Consider the following 16,144-nt stretch of genomic DNA (forward strand, 5'->3'; position numbering starts at 1 on the left):
ATGCGAATCCGGACAGATTCTCACTTCCGAATGGCCAGTACCACTGCAGCCGCCACTCGATCATCGAACTGACATACGCTCCCCTGGTCTCACGGTCGAACCACGAAAGGGAGCCGTGTCGTATTTCACCCGAGCGCTGGTCGTAGCCGCCACAGCCCTAAGCCTTTCTGCGGCTTGGACTCCAGTAGTGCACGCCGCGTCAAAGCCTGTCTTGAGTTCCATAACCCACACGACGAGTGAGCCCCCCAAGCAGTCACCGGAGAGGACATTCCAACTGCTCAAGGAAGGAAGAACAGCCGAATCACTTGGGCTGACACCGCCCCCATCCGCCAGGTCAACAACCAAAAGCCACGTGCGGCGTACCGGGCCGGCAGGTCTCGGCGAAAGGCTGGTGAATGCTTCAACGGCCGACCGAACAGATCCAGCCACCCCTTCCCCGCGAATAACGGATCCAGTAAAGAAGACGATCACACTCGCCGAGTGCAAATCCCGCACCGCGACCGATGCAAGCATGTGGATTCCATCAAGGTCTGCAATGTGTGAATCCCAGTGGTTCACCATGGAGTGGCTCCAGAACGGCAAGGTCGTCGGATTCACCCAGATCACCGCAACCGCAATCGCCACAATATCAGCACGCGAAGTCAGATTCGATTACCACTTCTCCGACTTCTACGCGGGAGGAGTGAACGCACTCGACTCCGTGATACTCGGGCCGTCGGAGAACTACGAGACAGTGCCGAGTGGTGTGGCCTTGAACGGAGGCGGCCTCAACCCTGGGCCGGAGACCGTGGCACAACTCAAGAAGGATCCCCACATCATGATTTCGGCGTTCGCCGAGCCAGGCCAGGGAATGGCCCCGGACGATGCCGTATGGGCCGTGTGGAACATGACGTTCGAACGCGAAATGCCTGCACCGTGGATAGACGTGACCCCGCTTCAGAAGTGGAAATTCTCGTCATTCGGGGTCCGCTGGGACAACTCTGCATACCTTCCGAACTACAAACCGGCCGACGTCCTCCACACCGGTGGCGCCACATTCAGTTACGACGTCGCTCCGTTGCGCTACAGCACTGCCTCGACAGCAGAGGAGAGGGGTGTGGCGCTGCACATCCAGAAGGCATTCACCACGCCCGGTAGCACGCTACCCAAAAACGCGGCAAAAAAGGTCGCGGGACAGAGTGCCGGTGACCCTTTGCATCGCCTTCAGAAGGGGCTGGGGCAAACAAACAAGAACCGGTACAACGCCAACCGCAGAGAAGCTGTAAAGGTGTGCACAAGCGTGGATCCGAACTACGCGACCAAGGGCCTTGAATGCGACGAGTACCCATTCGCGTCCACGTACGAAGGATCGGCCCAGTCGATCTACGAACCGACCAAACCCAAAAACAACTTCTCCGCGCTGGCCATACCCTCCGCCGAGAACGGAAAGGGTGGCACCCAGCTCGCCACGTATTACAACGACAACCGAATCATTGACGGCCCGTACGATGAGTTCTACGTGGTGATCGTCCCCTGAATCTCATCGGGGGCCCACCCGCACGGTGACGTCGGCGCTCGGATGGTGTTCCCACCCGGGCGCCGACGCGCATGCGAGCCATCTGTCGTTGGTCAGAACTCCCACCGCACTGCGCCGGACGATGTGAACACGGCTGCGCATCCGTTGTTCGTCAGGTGCGATTCTTCCCCGTCTCGGTCACCTTCATGAAGCCCTGTCTCCAGCGCCTGAGCGACATCGGACCACATCTCCGCCAGGCTGCCCCAAGCCGGACTACCGAAGTGCCCGTCAACCTTCCCCCATTCCAGAACGCACCCCCGCATACTTCCCGGGCGCAGATCGACAACAAGCAGGTCCCCCGTCGTGTCGTCACCTACAGGCACGAAGAATCTGCTGAACCCCTGAATCGCCGAACCGGCCCCCCCGCATGCGGCTCCCCCGCCCACGTCTGCCGCCGAGGCGGTCTTCGATCGCCACAGGTGGGCCATCCGCTCCAGGGAGACCGGAATGTACATGGGCGGCAACAACATGCCGACGCGTGGATCAGGTTCCGCCCCGTCAACGAGCAGTGCCGAATCCACGAGGTCTTGAGGAAACACCAGACCGAGTTCCTCTTGCGCGGCGTCGACCTGCGCTTGAATCGCAGGCGGCCGAAGACATCGAGCCGAAGCCGGTGCTCGGTCCACCAGCGCATCGCGCACTCTCGACCAGGTGTCAGACATGGAGGTCATCACCTCATCATGCCCAAAGCCGCTCGCATCAGCGCCTGTTCACGGCACCGACGCCGCGGACGACTGTCAGACGCGGCCTCCGCCGGCCGCCTCCAGGGCCTCCGTCACCGCTTGTTCCAGTGACCCGTCGGTGACCCAGCGGTTCTTCCCGCCGGCCAGGGCCGCGACGGCCCGCCCGACCCATTCCGGGTCGCCGAGGAGATGCGGCCTTCCCTCATCGGTGAGCCGCCGCAACAGGGCCTCCAGCCGGAGAACGTCCACCGCCCGGTAGGGACGCGTGTGCTGGTCGAAGCGCAGCTGGTGGTCCTCGTACGGGTCGCGCAGGGTCATGTGGAGCCACCCCCCGTCGCGGTCGGCGACCATGCCCTTGAGCGTGTACTTGCCCCTGCTGGCCGTGTCCTGCGGGCGCTTGCCCCAGGTGAGCCTGATCCCGGTCATGACCCTGGCCCAGGGCACCAACTGCCCTTCGCCATCCGGCTCATGCTGGTGGAACCCGTCCGGACGCAGCTCCACCCCATGGCCGCCGGTCCGTGCGGCGTCCCCGATTCCCCAACGTCCGTCGGCCAGTTCCAGGGGTCCCAGGGATACGTGGTTCACCGTCATGCGGTCATTGCATCACGCGTTCGACGCGCTACGGCTCCGCCTGCGGCAACTCACGCCCGGACCCGGGCATAGCGCATGGCAGCCTGTCCGCATGGATACCTTCGCGGACCGGCTCGACGGCGGGTGGAAGTGGTGGGAGGCCGCCATTGACGAAGCGCAGGAAGGGCGCTGGGTTCGTGACGCCGTGGAGCGGCAGGTCCTCAAGGACATCCGCGCCGCCACGAACCCTCTCCATGGCGGACGGATGGCCCCGTTCACCGAGGACTCGTGGCACGTACGCATCGGGAGGATCGCGAACTGGGCCGGGGTACTGCGGCTCGCGGCCCGGTCAGGCGGCTGGGTGCTCCGGCCGGTTGTCGGACACACCCCGCCTGCTCCCGCCGGCATGGCCGTGCTGCTGTCCGGCATCTACGCGGTCGGCGAGCAAGGAGAAATCTGGATGCGCCAGCTCCGGACGGGCCTGGTGCCACCGGCGGACGAGATCGCGAAGGCCGAGGGCTTCCTCACCGGACCGGGATCGGTCGAGGACCTTGAGCTCTTCTTCTACGACTGAACCACCGCCGCTTCGTCGCCATCGCCGTGCCGCACGAGGGCGGAGGCGAGGCGGAGTGCGGCCTGGTGGGTGCGGGTGAGCGTGTCCGTCCGCACGGCCCGGCCGCGCCACCGCTTGAGCCGGTTGCCGCACAGTGCGACCGCGTCGCGTCGCCGATACGCGGAGCCGTACGATGCCTCCCGTGGACACCTCAGGGGACGACGTGCGATGCGGGCTCTGCGGGCAGGCTGCGCATGCCCAGCACGAGGAGCACCACGAGGAATCGGTCGTCAGAGCCGGGAAGCGCGTGGAGTACGTGGTGACCGGACTGCTCGGCGCCCTTGCCCTCTTTGACTCTGCCGATGAGCCCTCCCGCACCCGCAAGACCGATGCCGCCGTCCTGGCGCGGGCACTGGGGGTCGAGCTTCTTGATCTTCCCGGCCGCCATTACACGTGCTGGGAGGTGCCCGGGGAGTACGGCGGCGTCTTCCGGAGCGACTTCAAGCCGGCCTGACGGCGCGGCTGCTCGCGCATCGCCACCCAGATGAGGAGCGGCGGGGCGGGCTCTACCGCACGAGCAACAAGGAAGCGTGGAACGCTCGCCATGCGGTGGGCTTGACTACGAGGACGGGACCGGCGGCCCGCTTGGAGTCGCGGACGGCAACGGCGCCCGGCACGTTCCGCGCCACTTCGACGCACTCCTGACCGTTGTTCCCGCCGCTGTAGCTGGACTTGACGAACTCGTACGCGGGCACGCGGTCTACAGCTCCTTGAGGATTCCGTCGATGAGCACGAGCGAGTTGCGCTGTGCGAGCGCGACTCGCGTCATGCGATCGAAGAGCCGGTCGTGGCGCTCGGCATCAGTATCGCTCTCCAGCCACAGAGTGGTCGAGGTGGTATCCATGTGGACCACGTCGAGCGCTCCGGGTTCGGCGAAGGACACGATGGTGAACGCGCTCGTCATGCCCGGGTGCGCGCCCGCGAGGTACGGCATGACCTGGAGTCTCACGTTCGGGCGGCGGGCCATGTCCAGCAGGTGGCCGAGCTGCTCCCTCATCACCTTTCGCCCACCGACGAGTTGGCGCAACGCACTCTCCTGTACGAGCGCCCACAGCTCCAGCGGGCGGTCGCCGGTCAGGCGGGCCTGCCGGGCCATGCGCGCCTCGACGAAGGGTTCGATCTCGTCCGGGTCGTCCCACGAACCGTTGCCCACAGCCAGGGCACGAGCGTAATCGGCGGTTTGCAGGAGGCCCGGCACAATGGCCAGTTGCCAGGTCCGCAGGCCCGTGGCGATGTCCTCCAGCGCCACGTACTCGACCATGGCCTCAAGCCCCGGGTACTGGTTCCACCAGCCGCTGGCTTTGCGGCGTTCGCGGTCGGTCTTGGCGAGCGCCAAGAGCCTGCCGACCGTGGCTTCGTCGGTCTCACCGTAGAGGTGACAAAGAGCCCTGACATCCGGATCCCTCATGGGAACAAGCCCGCGCTCGATCTTCGCGACCTTGGCGACCGACGCGGTCAGCGCCTCCGCCGCGTGCGACTGTCGCAGCGAGCGCGCCTCCCGCATACGCAGCAGCTCGCCACCCAAACGGCGGCCGAGCACGGTGGAGACCGTACGGCCCCGATCCGGGTTGCTACCCGCCACAGCCCACTCCCTCCCACGCGGTCCGCTCAGTCTGAAGCTCCTGCGCCTCGAACACCAATTAGGGCAGAAAATTCTATGCGCGAATGACTTGCTGCCCTTGCGAGGGCTCCACTACTTTCGGTTGCACGCAGATCACACAGTGATACGTGGCGGAAGCGCACCCACCTGCCCGCGTGCAGGCGCGGCAATGCCACCGCCCCACCCCAGAGAGGCCCACCGTGACCGCAACCCGTGCGCTCCCCGAGGACAACCCTCCGCTCCACGAGGACCGACTCGACTACACCCCCACCGCCCCCAGCGTCACCCTCGCCCGGCGACGCGCGGCGCGGCTCGTCACCTCCTGGGGGTACGGCGACCACGCCGACGAAGCAGCCCTCCTCGTCTCCGAGTTGGCCACCAACGCACTCATCCACGGCAGCCTGCGCGGTCGCCTCTTCCGGGTCCACCTCACCGTCACCGGCACCGCGCTCCGTATCGAGGTCAGCGACCCGCGAGGAGAACGGCTGCCCAGAATCCGCGAGGCGGACCAGGACGAGTGCTACGGGCGCGGGCTCGTCATCGTGGACGCCGTCGCCGACCGGTGGGGCGTCGAGCCGCGCACCGTGGGGAAGACCGTCTTCGCCGAACTCGCGCTGCGGACGACGGAGGCGCCGAGGAGCCCGCATCGGCTCGGCCCGGAAGCCGGGGCGGGCCCCGGTCAGGCGGCGGGCCGGACGACGATGACTCGCCGCCCACGCGTGTGACCCGCCCGGCTGTCCGCGTGCGCCTGCGCCGCCTCCGTAAGGGCGTACGACTTCTCGACGGGGATGTGGAGCCTCCCCCGCTCGATGAGGTCCACCGCCTCCGCGAGCGCGTCCGGGACGCTGCCGGCCACGCCGGAGAAGCGGACGCCGTACTCCGCCGCACCGAGATCGGCGATGGTGATCACCCTGTCCGGGTTCCCCGTCAGCTCGACGAGCTCGGGGATCACGCCCGCGCCGGCCAGGTCGAGGGCCGCGTCGACCCGGCCGAGCCCACGCACCCGCTCCACCCAGCCCTCCCCGTACGTCGTGGCGAGCGCGCCCAGGCCGCGCAGGTAGTCCTGGTTCGCGGCGCCACCCGTGCCGATCACCGTGATGCCCCGGTCGCGGGCGATCTGCAGCACCGCCGACCCGACTCCCCCGGACGCCCCGCTCACCAACAGCGTCTGGCCCGGCCGTACGCCGACCTGGTCGATGACGCGCAGAGCGGTCTCCACCACGGACGGATACCCGGCCGCCTCCTCGAACGACAGCCCCCCGGGCATCCGGGCCCAGGCCGACAGCACGGCGAACTCGGCGTAGGTGTCGGTCCCTTCGCCGAACACGCGGTCGCCGATCGCCACGCCCTCGACGTCCTCACCGATCTCGTCCACGACCCCGGCGGCGTCCAGCCCGACGCCGGAGGGAAGCACGGTCGGATGGGCACCCAGGACCTGGCCCTCACGAATCCTCCAGTCCACGGGGTTCACCCCCGCCGCCCGCACGGCGATACGTATCCGGCCGGGGCCCGCGTGGGGCTCATCGGCATCCAGCAGGCGCAGCACATCGGGACCGCCGAACTCGGCGAAGCTCACTTTCCTCATACCGGGGACCGTAGCACTAACGGTTAGCTTTTCGGATCGGTTATGGTTACGTACCTGCTAGCGTGAGCGCATGACCGTGCAGTCCGGGCGCCGCGAGCGCAAGAAGGCCGCGACCCGCCAGAAGATCGCCGACACCGCCCTGCGGCTCTTCCTGGAACGCGGATACGAGGCGGTGGGCATCCGGGACATCGCCGCCGAGGCCGACGTGGCCGTCACCACGCTGTTCTCCCACTTCGCCTCGAAAGAGGCCCTGGTCTTCGAACAGGACGCCGACTTCGAGCACCGGCTCGCGCAGGCGGTCACCGGCCGCGCGCCGGGCGAACCGCTCATGCCCGCACTGCGCCGCGAGATGCACGCCATGGTGCGGCACTGCACGGCGGACGGCGCCGCCCCCGTCTGGCGGATGATCGACGGGTCGCCCTCGCTGCGGGAGTACGAGGAGTCGATGAAGCTGCGGCACGCGGAGTCGCTGGCGACGGCCATCGCCGCCGACCCCCGGCTGTCCCGGACCCCGACGGTCTGCCGGACGATCGCCAGGTTCGTGGTCGACGCGCACGCGCTGGCCCGCGAGGCGGCCGATCCGGAGGCCGCGGTGGACGAGGTCTTCGGGATGATCGAGGCGGCCTGGGAGTCCACGGTCCCCTGAAGGCCCCGGCCGGCACACACGAACGAGGGGCCCCGCATCAAGCGGGACCCCCGGGGTGCGAAGCGAACGGCTCAGCCGCCCTGCCCCGCGCTGCCGATCGGGCCGACCGTCACCGGGGAGCCGGAGCCGTCCGTGACGGGCAGCGAGGGCTTGCCCGGCCAGGCCAGGGTGACCGGCTTCGTCTCGTTCGGCGGGGTCACCACCAGCCCGGTGATCCGGACGCCGGAGCCCCCCGTCTCGTTGAGCGGGTAGTTGATGCCGAAGGCGATCGTCCTGCCGCTCTTGAGGACGTACGGGTCTGCGGGCGCACCCTTGCGCTCGGCGGAGATCGTGCCGGCGTCGGTCTTGAGATCGACGCCCGCGAACCCGGTGACCACGCAGTCCTGGCCGCTGGTGTTCTTCATCTCCACCGCGACGGTCCCTTGCGGGTCGCCGTCGATGAAGTTGTCGATCGCCGTGATCTCCAGCCCGCCGGTACGGCAGTTGGCGGTCTTGCCGGACTGGTCGGCCCCGGCCCCGGCGGCGGTGTCCTTCCCGCTGTCCGAACCGCCCGCACTCGAACCGCCCTTGTCCGAGCCGCCCGAAGCCGGACCGCTTGAGCCCGAGCCGCCGCCGGAGGCGGACGCGGTCGCGGCCGACGACGGGTCGGTCTGCGCCGCGTCGTCGCCGTCGTTCTGGCAGGCCGTGAGCGAGAGGCCCGCGACGACGGCCAGGGCGGCGAGGGTGATCTTGTGAGCGCGCATCGTTTCGTCCTCGGTATCCGTTGACAGTGACGGCCGCTCGGCCGGGGTCGCCCGAGCGAACGCTTCTGATCAGCAAGAACCGTGCGGGACGGCGGTACGTTGCGCCCGAGCGGCGGCTAATACGCCCCTGTTACACACCCGGAGGAAGACCGTGCCATGCCGTCCGGCGTGGGCTGCGACGGACATGGCGAGGGGCCCGCGCGGACATCGCGCGGGCCCCTCACCTACGGACGACTACGCCCAGGTGATCAGCCGCTTCGGCTGCTCCAGGATCGCGGCGATGTCCGCCAGGAACTTGGAGCCCAGCTCGCCGTCGATCAGGCGGTGGTCGAACGACAGGGCCAGCGTGGTCACCTGACGGGGCTTCACCTTGCCCTTGTGGACCCAGGGCTGGAGCTTGATCGCGCCGACCGCGAGGATCGCGGACTCGCCCGGGTTGATGATCGGCGTACCGGTGTCGACGCCGAAGACGCCCACGTTGGTGATGGTCACCGTGCCGCCCGCCATCGCGGCCGGGGACGTCTTGCCGTCCCGGGCCGTGGCGACCAGCTCGCCCAGGGACGCGGCCAGTTGCGGCAGCGTCTGGTCGTGGGCGTCCTTGATGTTCGGGACGATCAGGCCGCGCGGGGTGGCGGCGGCGATGCCCAGGTTCACGTAGTGCTTCTGGACGATCTCCTGGTTCGCCTCGTCCCAGACCGCGTTGACCCCGGGGTTCCGCTTGATCGCGACCAGAAGGGCCTTGGCGATGACGAGGAGCGGGTTGACCCGCACCCCCGCCATGTCCTTGTCCTCCTTCAGCTCCGCCACGAGCTTCATCGTGCGCGTGACGTCGACGGTCACGAACTCGGTGACGTGCGGAGCGGTGAACGCGCTGCCGACCATGGCCTGCGCGATCGCCTTGCGCACGCCCTTGACGGGGATACGCGTCTCGCGGGCGCCGGCCGGGACGGGCTCTGCAGCCGGAACCACAGGCTCCACCGACGGTGCCGAAGGAGCCACCGGCTCCGCGGGCGTCGCCGCCGCGTGCACGTCCTCGCGCGTGATGACACCGTCCGCGCCGGTCGGGGTGACCGTCGCCAGGTCGATGCCCAGGTCCTTCGCGAGCTTGCGGACCGGCGGCTTGGCCAGCGGGCGGGCCTCCGGAACCGCCGCCGTGCCCTGGCCGTTCAGCTCGGCCTGGACGGCGGCGGGGGCGGCGGCCGGGGGCGCGGTCTCGGCGCCCTTGCGCGCCCGGCGCTTCGTGGACGACTCGGCCACGCCGTAACCCACCAGGACGGGCTGGCGGCCCTTGGGCGCCTCGGCCTCGGGGGCGGCGGCTTCGGGAGCCGGGGCGGCGGCCTCGGGCTCCGCGGCAGCGGGGTCCGAGCCCGGCGCCACGTCCACCGCGATGATCACCTGGCCCACGTCGACCGTGGTGCCCTCGGGGAAGCGCAGTTCGTGGACGACGCCGTCGAACGGGATCGGCAGCTCGACGGCGGCCTTCGCGGTCTCGACCTCGCAGACGACCTGGCCGTCGGTGACGGTGTCGCCGGGCTGGACGTACCACTTGAGGATCTCGGCCTCGGTCAGTCCCTCGCCCACGTCGGGCATCTTGAACTCACGGAAGCGAGCAGCGTTGGAAGTGTCGGTCATCGTGGTCACGCTCCTCTCCTCAGTACGCCAGCGAGCGGTCGACGGCGTCGAGCACCCGGTCAAGGCCCGGCAGGTACTCCTCCTCCAGGCGCGCCGGCGGGTACGGGGCGTGGTAGCCGCCGACCCGCAGCACGGGCGCCTCCAGGTGGTAGAAGCACCGCTCCGTGATGCGTGCGGCGATCTCGGCCCCGGAGCCGTAGAAGACGGGCGCCTCGTGGACGACGACCAGGCGGCGGGTCTTCTCGACGGACGCCTGGATGGTGTCGAAGTCGATGGGGGACATCGAGCGCAGGTCCACGACCTCGACCGACTTGCCCTCCTCCTGGGCGGCCGCGGCGGCCTCCAGGCAGACCTTCACCATCGGGCCGTACGCGGCGAGCGTGAGGTCCGTGCCGGTGCGGGCGACGGCCGCCGCGTGCAGCGCGCCCGGGATGGACTCGGTGTCGACCTCGCCCTTGTCCCAGTAACGCCGCTTCGGCTCGAAGAAGATGACCGGGTCGTCGCTCTGGACGGCCTGCTGCATCATCCAGTAGGCATCCGCCGCGTTGGAGGGGGAGACCACCTTCAACCCCGCGACGTGCGCGAACAGCGCCTCGGGCGACTCGCTGTGGTGCTCGACGGCGCCGATGCCACCGCCGTACGGGATGCGCACGACGACGGGCATCTTGACCTTGCCGAGCGCGCGGGCGTGCATCTTCGCGAGCTGCGTGACGATCTGGTCGTACGCGGGGAAGACGAAGCCGTCGAACTGGATCTCGACCACGGGCCGGTAGCCGCGCAGGGCGAGGCCGATCGCCGTGCCGACGATGCCGGACTCGGCGAGCGGGGTGTCGATGACACGGTCCTCGCCGAAGTCCTTCTGGAGGCCGTCGGTGATGCGGAAGACGCCGCCGAGCTTGCCGACGTCCTCACCCATGATGAGGACCTTCGGGTCGGTGTCGAGGGCCTTGCGCAGCGACTCGTTGAGCGCCTTCGCGAGGGACATCTTTTCCACGGCCATGGTTACTTGCCCTCCTCGGCGAACGAAGCCTGGTAGGCGGCGAACTCGGCGCGCTCCTCGTCGACGAGCGGGTTCCCGTCGGCGTAGACGTGGTCGAACATCGCCATCCGGTCGGGGTCGGGCATCGCCCGTACGGCCTCGCGGACGCGCTTGCCGAGGGCCTCGCTCTCCTCGTCCAGGGCGGTGAAGAACGCCTCGTCGGCCGCCCCCTGCTTCTCCAGGTACGCGCGCAGGCGCAGGATCGGGTCCTTCGCCTCCCAGGCGGCGCGCTCCTCGTCGGCCCGGTACTTCGTCGGGTCGTCCGAGGTGGTGTGCGCGCCCATGCGGTACGTGAACGCCTCGACCAGGGTCGGGCCCTCGCCGCGCCGGGCCCGCTCCAGGGCGGACCTGGTGACGGCCAGGCAGGCCAGGACGTCGTTGCCGTCGACGCGGACACCGGGGAAGCCGAAGCCCTGGGCGCGCTGGTAGAGCGGCACCCGCATCTGCTTCTCGGTGGGCTCGGAGATCGCCCACTGGTTGTTCTGGCAGAAGAAGACGACCGGGGCGTTGTAGACGGCGGAGAAGGTGAACGCCTCCGCGACGTCGCCCTGGCTGGAGGCGCCGTCGCCGAAGTACGCGACCACGGCCGAGTCCGCGCCGTCCTTGGCGACGCCCATGGCGTAACCCGTGGCGTGCAGGGTCTGCGAGCCGATGACGATCGTGTACAGGTGGAAGTTGTTGCTGTTCGGGTCCCAGCCGCCGTGGTTCACACCGCGGAACATCCCGAGCAGGTTGGTCGGGTCGACGCCCCGGCACCAGGCCACACCGTGCTCACGGTAGGTCGGGAAGACGTAGTCGTCGTCGCGCAGGGCCCGGCCGGAGCCGATCTGGGCGGCTTCCTGGCCCAGCAGGGAGGCCCACAGGCCCAGCTCGCCCTGGCGCTGGAGGGCGGTGGCCTCGGCGTCGAAGCGGCGGGTGAGGACCATGTCCCGGTACAGGCCGCGCAGCTCTTCCGCGCTCAGGTCGATCGAGTAGTCCGGGTGCTCCACGCGCTCGCCCTCGGGCGTCAGCAGCTGTACGAGCTCGGGCGTCGAACCCTCCGGCGTCTTCGCGGGCGTTTTCGCGGCGCTGGTCCGCTTGCTGCTGCGTCGCGGTTTACGCGCGGCAGCAGTGCTCTCCACGGTCACGTGCGTGCTCCTCCGTCGGTCCGGCCCCCGGGGTCTGCCGGGAGACCAGTGCGGCTCGCCTGTGTCCGTACCCGTGCACGGGGTGGGTGCCGCTCGGTCCGGGAAACAGGCGTGACAGGTGCCCCGGCGAGCGCCCTGTCCAAGGCACGTTACCCAGTGCGCCCCATAACTGCGAAACCCTCCCTGACCTGCGATTTTGCTTGGATATCCAAGTAAATCGAGGAATTCGGGAAGTCTCGCTGGTCACAGCACTGATCACAGCCTCGCAGGCCGCCGGAACAACGGCACGTTATCCCGCCCGGCAGCGGCAGGGAAGGGGTGAGTGTGTGAGACTGCGATTGTGCGCGAAAAAGGAAAAATCACCGTATTCCTACTCGACGATCATGAAGTGGTCCGGCGCGGGGTCCATGAGCTGCTCTCGATGGAGGACGACATCGAGGTGGTCGGCGAGGCGGGCACGGCGGCCGACGCACTGGTGCGGATTCCGGCGGTCCGTCCCGATGTGGCCGTGCTCGACGTACGGCTGCCGGACGGCAGCGGCGTCGAGGTCTGCCGCGAGATCCGGTCCCAGGACGACTCCATCAACTGCCTGATGCTGACCTCGTACGCGGACGACGAGGCCCTGTTCGACGCGATCATGGCGGGCGCCGCGGGCTACGTCCTCAAGGCGATCCGCGGCAACGAGCTGCTGGCGGCAGTACGCGACGTGGCGGAGGGGAAGTCGCTGCTGGACCCGGTCGCGACCGCGCGCGTGCTGGAACGGCTCCGCGACGGGAAGCGCGGGCGGGACGACGAGAAACTGGCGAACCTCACCGACCAGGAGCGCAAGATCCTGGACCTGATCGGCGAGGGGCTGACCAACCGCGTGATCGGCGAGCGGCTGCACCTCGCCGAGAAGACGATCAAGAACTACGTGTCCAGCCTGCTGTCCAAGCTGGGCATGGAGCGCCGCTCGCAGGCCGCCGCCTACGTGGCCCGGCTCCAGGCCGAGAAGCGCTGAGGGGACTTTGGTCCCGGTGAAACGGGGGCCCCGGCCTCTTATCCGGCCCACACGGACTGGCCGACAGTGGAAGGCATGTCCACCGAGGAACTCCACGCGATCGACCTGCTCGGCCGGGTCCCCTACGGCCGGCTGGCGACCAGCATGCGGGCCCTCCCCATGCTGACGGTGGCCCGGCACATCGTCATCGACGGGCGCGTCGTGCTGCGCATGCACAGCGGGCTCGGCCACCACGGCGCCTGCGACGGCGCGGTCGTGGCCTACGGCGCGGACAACTTCAACACCGCCCCCGTCGGCACCGAGGACCTGTGGTCCGTGCAGTTCACCGGGCCCGCGCGGGTCGTGGAGCCGACCCCCGCCCAGCGCGAGCGCTTCGGGCCGCCGCCCGTCGAGGTCAACGGCGAGCCGTTCGCGCCCTCGTACCTCTGGCTCGAACCTCACTTCGTCACGGTGCACACTCTGGACTTCCACGCAAGCCGGCAGATCCGCAACGCAGCGTGATCTAACATCTGACGCGTGTCGCGCTCATCTGTCGCCTCCCCGCCGGTTCCGCCGGTCGGCGAGGTGCTTCGCCGTTACCCGGGCGCCGGTGAGCCCCTCACCTGCGCCCCGCTCTCCCAGGGCCTGCTCAACCACGGTTACCGGGTGTCCACCACGCGGGGCTCGTACTTCCTCAAGCACCACTCGGACGACACCACCCGCGACCGCGCCACCATCGTCCGCCAGCACCGCGCGACCCGGCGCCTCCAGTCACTCGGAGTGCCCGTCGCCCCGCCCGTACGGGCCCGCGACGGCGAGACGGTCACCGAGATCGCCGGCCGCTGCTACGCCCTCCACCCCTGGATCGACGGCCTGCACCGGGGCGGCGCCCAGCTCACCCTCGCCCAGTCGACGCGTCTCGGGACGCTCCTCGGAGCCGTACACACGGGTCTTGAGCAGGTCATGGGGTCCGAGCGCGATACGGGGACGGGCAGCGGGCATCCGCCCGGTTACGCGAGCCCGGAGGCGGCCGACACCTACGCGCTGATCGGCGACCTGCTCGCCGCCGCGCGCGGACGCGCCGGCCGGGACGCCTTCGACGAGCTCGCCGAGCACCGGCTGCGCGAGCGCCGCGTGCTGCTGGAACGGTACGCCGACCGCCGGCCGCCCGACCCGGGGGCGCCCGCGACCGGCTGGGTGCACGGCGACTTCCACCCGCTGAACGTGCTCTACCGGGGCGCCGACCCGGTCGCGATCCTGGACTGGGACCGGCTGGCCGTCCAGCCCCGGGCGGAGGAGGCGGTCCGGGCGGCGGCGATCTTCTTCGTCCAGCCGGCCGGCGCGCTGGACCTGGCGAAGGTGCGCGCCTACGCCCGGGCCTACCGGCGGGAGGCCGGGGCAGACGCCGCCGAGCTGGCGGCGGCCGTGCACCGGGTCTGGTGGGAGCGGCTCAACGACTTCTGGATACTGCGCTGGCGCTACTGCCTGAACGACCGGAGGGCCGACCCGCAGTTCCCCGCGGTGTCGGCCCTGGCGGTCTGGTGGACCCGTGAGTACGAGGCGGTGCGCGCGGCCTTCACGGGGTGAGGGGGCTCAGTTGCCCGTGGCCGAGCCCGCACCCGTCGTCGTTCCGGCGGATGCGCCTGCCGCGACGCCCCCGCCCGGGGCGCCCTCCGAACCCTCGGCCGCGCCCTCGCTGGTCCCGGCGTCGGTTCCCTCGCTCGTGCCGGTGCTGGTGCCGTCGCTGGTCCCGGTGCTGGTGCCGTCGCTGGTTCCGGTGTCGCCGGTGTCCCCCTCACCGCCACTGTTGGAGCCGCTGCCGTTCCCGCCGGAGCCGTTGCCCTTGCTGTCACCACCGTCCGCGCCGCCGTTGTCCGAGCCGCCCGTGCCCGGCTGGGGCGAGGAGGCGGTCGGGGACCCGGAGGTCTCGCTCGGCGTGGGCGACGGCGACCAGGTGTCGTCGCCCCAGTCGCCGCCGGTGCCGCCGCCCGGCTGCTGGGTGTCGTCCTCGGTGGCATCGGGGGTCGGGGTGGGCGAGTCCTCCGTCGGCGTCGGCGAGCTGGAGGTCTTCGTGGGCTGCTTCTCGTGCTTCTGCCCGCCGCCGTTCGCCGCGTTGAGCGCGATGGCCACGCCCGCGCCGATGGCGATCAGGGCCAGCACGACGAACAGCCACAGCTTGCCGCGCCCGCCGCCGCCCTGCCGGGTGCTGCCGGTGTAACCCCCGTCGTCCGGGTTCATCGGCGGGAGGATCGGCGCCTGCGAGGTGTCCCCGTGCTGCGGGTAGCCGCCCATGGCGCGGGTGGCGCCGGTCATGCCGCCGGGCGGGGTGCCCGCGCCGTCGTGCAGGACGACCGGGCCGGTGTTCCACGTACCGGTGTGGCCGCCCTGCACCTGGAGCATCTGCAGGCCGTACTGGACCAGGCCGCGCATCTCCTCGGCGCTCTGGAAGCGGTCGTCCGGGTCCTTCGCCAGCGAGCGCATGACGAGGCCGTCCAGCTCCGGCGGCACCGCGTCCAGGACCTGCGACGGCGGGACCGGGGTGTCCTGCACGTGCTGGTACACCACGGACAGCGGCGTCTCACCCGTGAACGGGGGCCGCAGCGCCAGCAGTTCGTACAGCAGGCAGCCGGTGGCGTACAGGTCGGAGCGGTGGTCGACGGCCTTGCCGAGCGCCTGCTCGGGGGAGAGGTACTGCGGCGTGCCCATGACCATGCCGGTCTGCGTCATCGTGGACTGCGCGCCGTGCAGCGCGCGGGCGATGCCGAAGTCCATCACCTTGACCGCGCCGGAGTTGGTGATGATCACGTTGGCGGGCTTGATGTCGCGGTGCACGATGCCGTGCTGGTGCGAGTAGGCCAGCGCCTCCAGGACCCCGGAGACGATGATCAGCGCCTGCTCCGGCGGCGGGGCCTCGGCGTTGATCAGCAGGTCGCGGATGGTCCGGCCCTCGACCAGTTCCATCACGATGTACGGCACGGTCTGGCCGGCGACGGTGTCCTCGCCGGAGTCGTACACCGCGACGACCGCGTGGTGGTTGAGCCCGGCGACCGACTGCGCCTCGCGTGTGAAGCGCGCCTTGGAGACCGGGTCCTCGGCGAGGTCGGAGCGCAGCAGCTTCACCGCGACGGTGCGCCCGAGCCGGACGTCCTCCGCCGCGAACACCTCGGCCATGCCGCCCCGGCCGAGCCGGTGGGTCAGCCGGTACCGTCCGTCGCCGACGACCCCGCCGATGCCCCAGGAATCGGTGCCATCCGGAACTCCGCCGCCGTTTGCTTCGGGTTCGGGTGCCATCAGTCCTCGCCGTCGTATCTGTCCGCGTCCGTCCGCGCGTCCGCGGGGTCTCACGGTGCCTTGCTGCGTCGCCGGCTGCAC

The 16,144-nt window shown here is 69.8% G+C and carries 18 protein-coding genes; 8 read left to right on the plus strand and 10 right to left on the minus strand.

The window, feature by feature from the left end:
- The first annotated feature begins 115 nt into the window (after positions 1–115).
- Complete coding sequence (locus tag ACN6LM_RS12180) at positions 116–1,516, plus strand: NucA/NucB deoxyribonuclease domain-containing protein (protein WP_445065345.1); 1,401 nt, start codon at positions 116–118, stop codon at positions 1,514–1,516.
- 92 nt (positions 1,517–1,608) lie between these two features.
- On the opposite strand, the gene ACN6LM_RS12185 is transcribed toward ACN6LM_RS12180, so the two are convergent.
- Positions 1,609–2,217 (minus strand): SMI1/KNR4 family protein, encoded by a 609-nt coding sequence (locus tag ACN6LM_RS12185; protein WP_445065346.1) that lies wholly within the window; start codon positions 2,215–2,217, stop codon positions 1,609–1,611.
- 75 nt (positions 2,218–2,292) lie between these two features.
- Entirely contained in the window at positions 2,293–2,829 is a 537-nt protein-coding gene (locus ACN6LM_RS12190) for a hypothetical protein (RefSeq protein ID WP_445065347.1), read from the minus strand.
- Between the two features lie 91 nt (positions 2,830–2,920).
- Between ACN6LM_RS12190 and ACN6LM_RS12195 the strand changes: the two genes are divergently transcribed.
- Both ACN6LM_RS12195 and ACN6LM_RS12200 read left to right on the plus strand, forming a co-directional pair.
- Positions 2,921–3,382, plus strand: coding sequence for a hypothetical protein (locus tag ACN6LM_RS12195; RefSeq protein ID WP_445065348.1), 462 nt, complete (start codon positions 2,921–2,923; stop codon positions 3,380–3,382).
- A gap of 181 nt (positions 3,383–3,563) precedes the next feature.
- Positions 3,564–3,875, plus strand: coding sequence for a hypothetical protein (locus ACN6LM_RS12200; protein WP_445065349.1), 312 nt, complete (start codon positions 3,564–3,566; stop codon positions 3,873–3,875).
- A gap of 52 nt (positions 3,876–3,927) precedes the next feature.
- Here the strand turns inward: ACN6LM_RS12200 and ACN6LM_RS12205 are convergent, their stop codons facing one another.
- Positions 3,928–4,116: a DUF397 domain-containing protein gene (locus ACN6LM_RS12205; RefSeq protein WP_445065350.1), complete on the minus strand. Its 189-nt coding sequence runs from the start codon at positions 4,114–4,116 to the stop codon at positions 3,928–3,930.
- A 5-nt stretch (positions 4,117–4,121) separates the two neighbouring features.
- Positions 4,122–5,003: a helix-turn-helix domain-containing protein gene (locus ACN6LM_RS12210; protein ID WP_445065351.1), complete on the minus strand. Its 882-nt coding sequence runs from the start codon at positions 5,001–5,003 to the stop codon at positions 4,122–4,124.
- A 218-nt stretch (positions 5,004–5,221) separates the two neighbouring features.
- On the opposite strand from ACN6LM_RS12210, the gene ACN6LM_RS12215 reads away from it, so the two are divergent.
- On the plus strand, positions 5,222–5,746 hold the full coding sequence (locus tag ACN6LM_RS12215) for an ATP-binding protein (protein ID WP_445065352.1): 525 nt from the start codon (positions 5,222–5,224) through the stop codon (positions 5,744–5,746).
- Here the strand turns inward: ACN6LM_RS12215 and ACN6LM_RS12220 are convergent.
- Positions 5,701–6,606: an NADP-dependent oxidoreductase gene (locus ACN6LM_RS12220; protein WP_445065353.1), complete on the minus strand. Its 906-nt coding sequence runs from the start codon at positions 6,604–6,606 to the stop codon at positions 5,701–5,703. The two genes, ACN6LM_RS12215 and ACN6LM_RS12220, sit on opposite strands and share 46 nt — an antisense overlap.
- Positions 6,607–6,676: 70 nt before the next feature.
- Here ACN6LM_RS12220 and ACN6LM_RS12225 point away from each other — a divergent pair, with 70 nt between their 5' ends.
- On the plus strand, positions 6,677–7,252 hold the full coding sequence (locus ACN6LM_RS12225; protein ID WP_445065354.1) for a TetR/AcrR family transcriptional regulator: 576 nt from the start codon (positions 6,677–6,679) through the stop codon (positions 7,250–7,252).
- Between the two features lie 71 nt (positions 7,253–7,323).
- Here ACN6LM_RS12225 and ACN6LM_RS12230 read toward each other — a convergent pair whose 3' ends face one another.
- The 4 genes from ACN6LM_RS12230 to pdhA all read right to left on the minus strand — a co-directional run bounded on the left by ACN6LM_RS12230 (position 7,324) and on the right by pdhA (position 11,793).
- A complete protein-coding gene (locus tag ACN6LM_RS12230) occupies positions 7,324–7,995 on the minus strand; it encodes a DUF4232 domain-containing protein (protein WP_445065355.1) in 672 nt (223 codons plus the stop codon).
- Positions 7,996–8,229: 234 nt separating this feature from the next.
- On the minus strand, positions 8,230–9,636 hold the full coding sequence (locus ACN6LM_RS12235; protein WP_445065356.1) for a dihydrolipoamide acetyltransferase family protein: 1,407 nt from the start codon (positions 9,634–9,636) through the stop codon (positions 8,230–8,232).
- Between the two features lie 10 nt (positions 9,637–9,646).
- Positions 9,647–10,627, minus strand: a complete 981-nt coding sequence (locus ACN6LM_RS12240) for an alpha-ketoacid dehydrogenase subunit beta (protein WP_445065357.1) — start codon at positions 10,625–10,627, stop codon at positions 9,647–9,649.
- Between the two features lie 2 nt (positions 10,628–10,629).
- Positions 10,630–11,793, minus strand: a complete 1,164-nt coding sequence (gene pdhA, locus ACN6LM_RS12245) for a pyruvate dehydrogenase (acetyl-transferring) E1 component subunit alpha (RefSeq protein WP_445065358.1) — start codon at positions 11,791–11,793, stop codon at positions 10,630–10,632.
- Positions 11,794–12,133: 340 nt separating this feature from the next.
- On the opposite strand from pdhA, the gene ACN6LM_RS12250 reads away from it, so the two are divergent.
- The 3 genes from ACN6LM_RS12250 (at position 12,134) to ACN6LM_RS12260 (ending at position 14,359) form a co-directional block, all read left to right on the plus strand.
- Positions 12,134–12,793: a response regulator gene (locus tag ACN6LM_RS12250; protein ID WP_445065359.1), complete on the plus strand. Its 660-nt coding sequence runs from the start codon at positions 12,134–12,136 to the stop codon at positions 12,791–12,793.
- A gap of 75 nt (positions 12,794–12,868) precedes the next feature.
- Positions 12,869–13,294 (plus strand): pyridoxamine 5'-phosphate oxidase family protein, encoded by a 426-nt coding sequence (locus tag ACN6LM_RS12255; protein ID WP_391264968.1) that lies wholly within the window; start codon positions 12,869–12,871, stop codon positions 13,292–13,294.
- A 63-nt stretch (positions 13,295–13,357) separates the two neighbouring features.
- Positions 13,358–14,359, plus strand: a complete 1,002-nt coding sequence (locus ACN6LM_RS12260) for a phosphotransferase (RefSeq protein WP_445065390.1) — start codon at positions 13,358–13,360, stop codon at positions 14,357–14,359.
- A 6-nt stretch (positions 14,360–14,365) separates the two neighbouring features.
- Here the strand turns inward: ACN6LM_RS12260 and ACN6LM_RS12265 are convergent, their stop codons facing one another.
- Positions 14,366–16,063: a protein kinase domain-containing protein gene (locus ACN6LM_RS12265; protein WP_445065360.1), complete on the minus strand. Its 1,698-nt coding sequence runs from the start codon at positions 16,061–16,063 to the stop codon at positions 14,366–14,368.
- Between the last annotated feature and the right edge of the window lie 81 nt (positions 16,064–16,144).

Source organism: Streptomyces sp. SAS_281 (assembly GCF_052542855.1).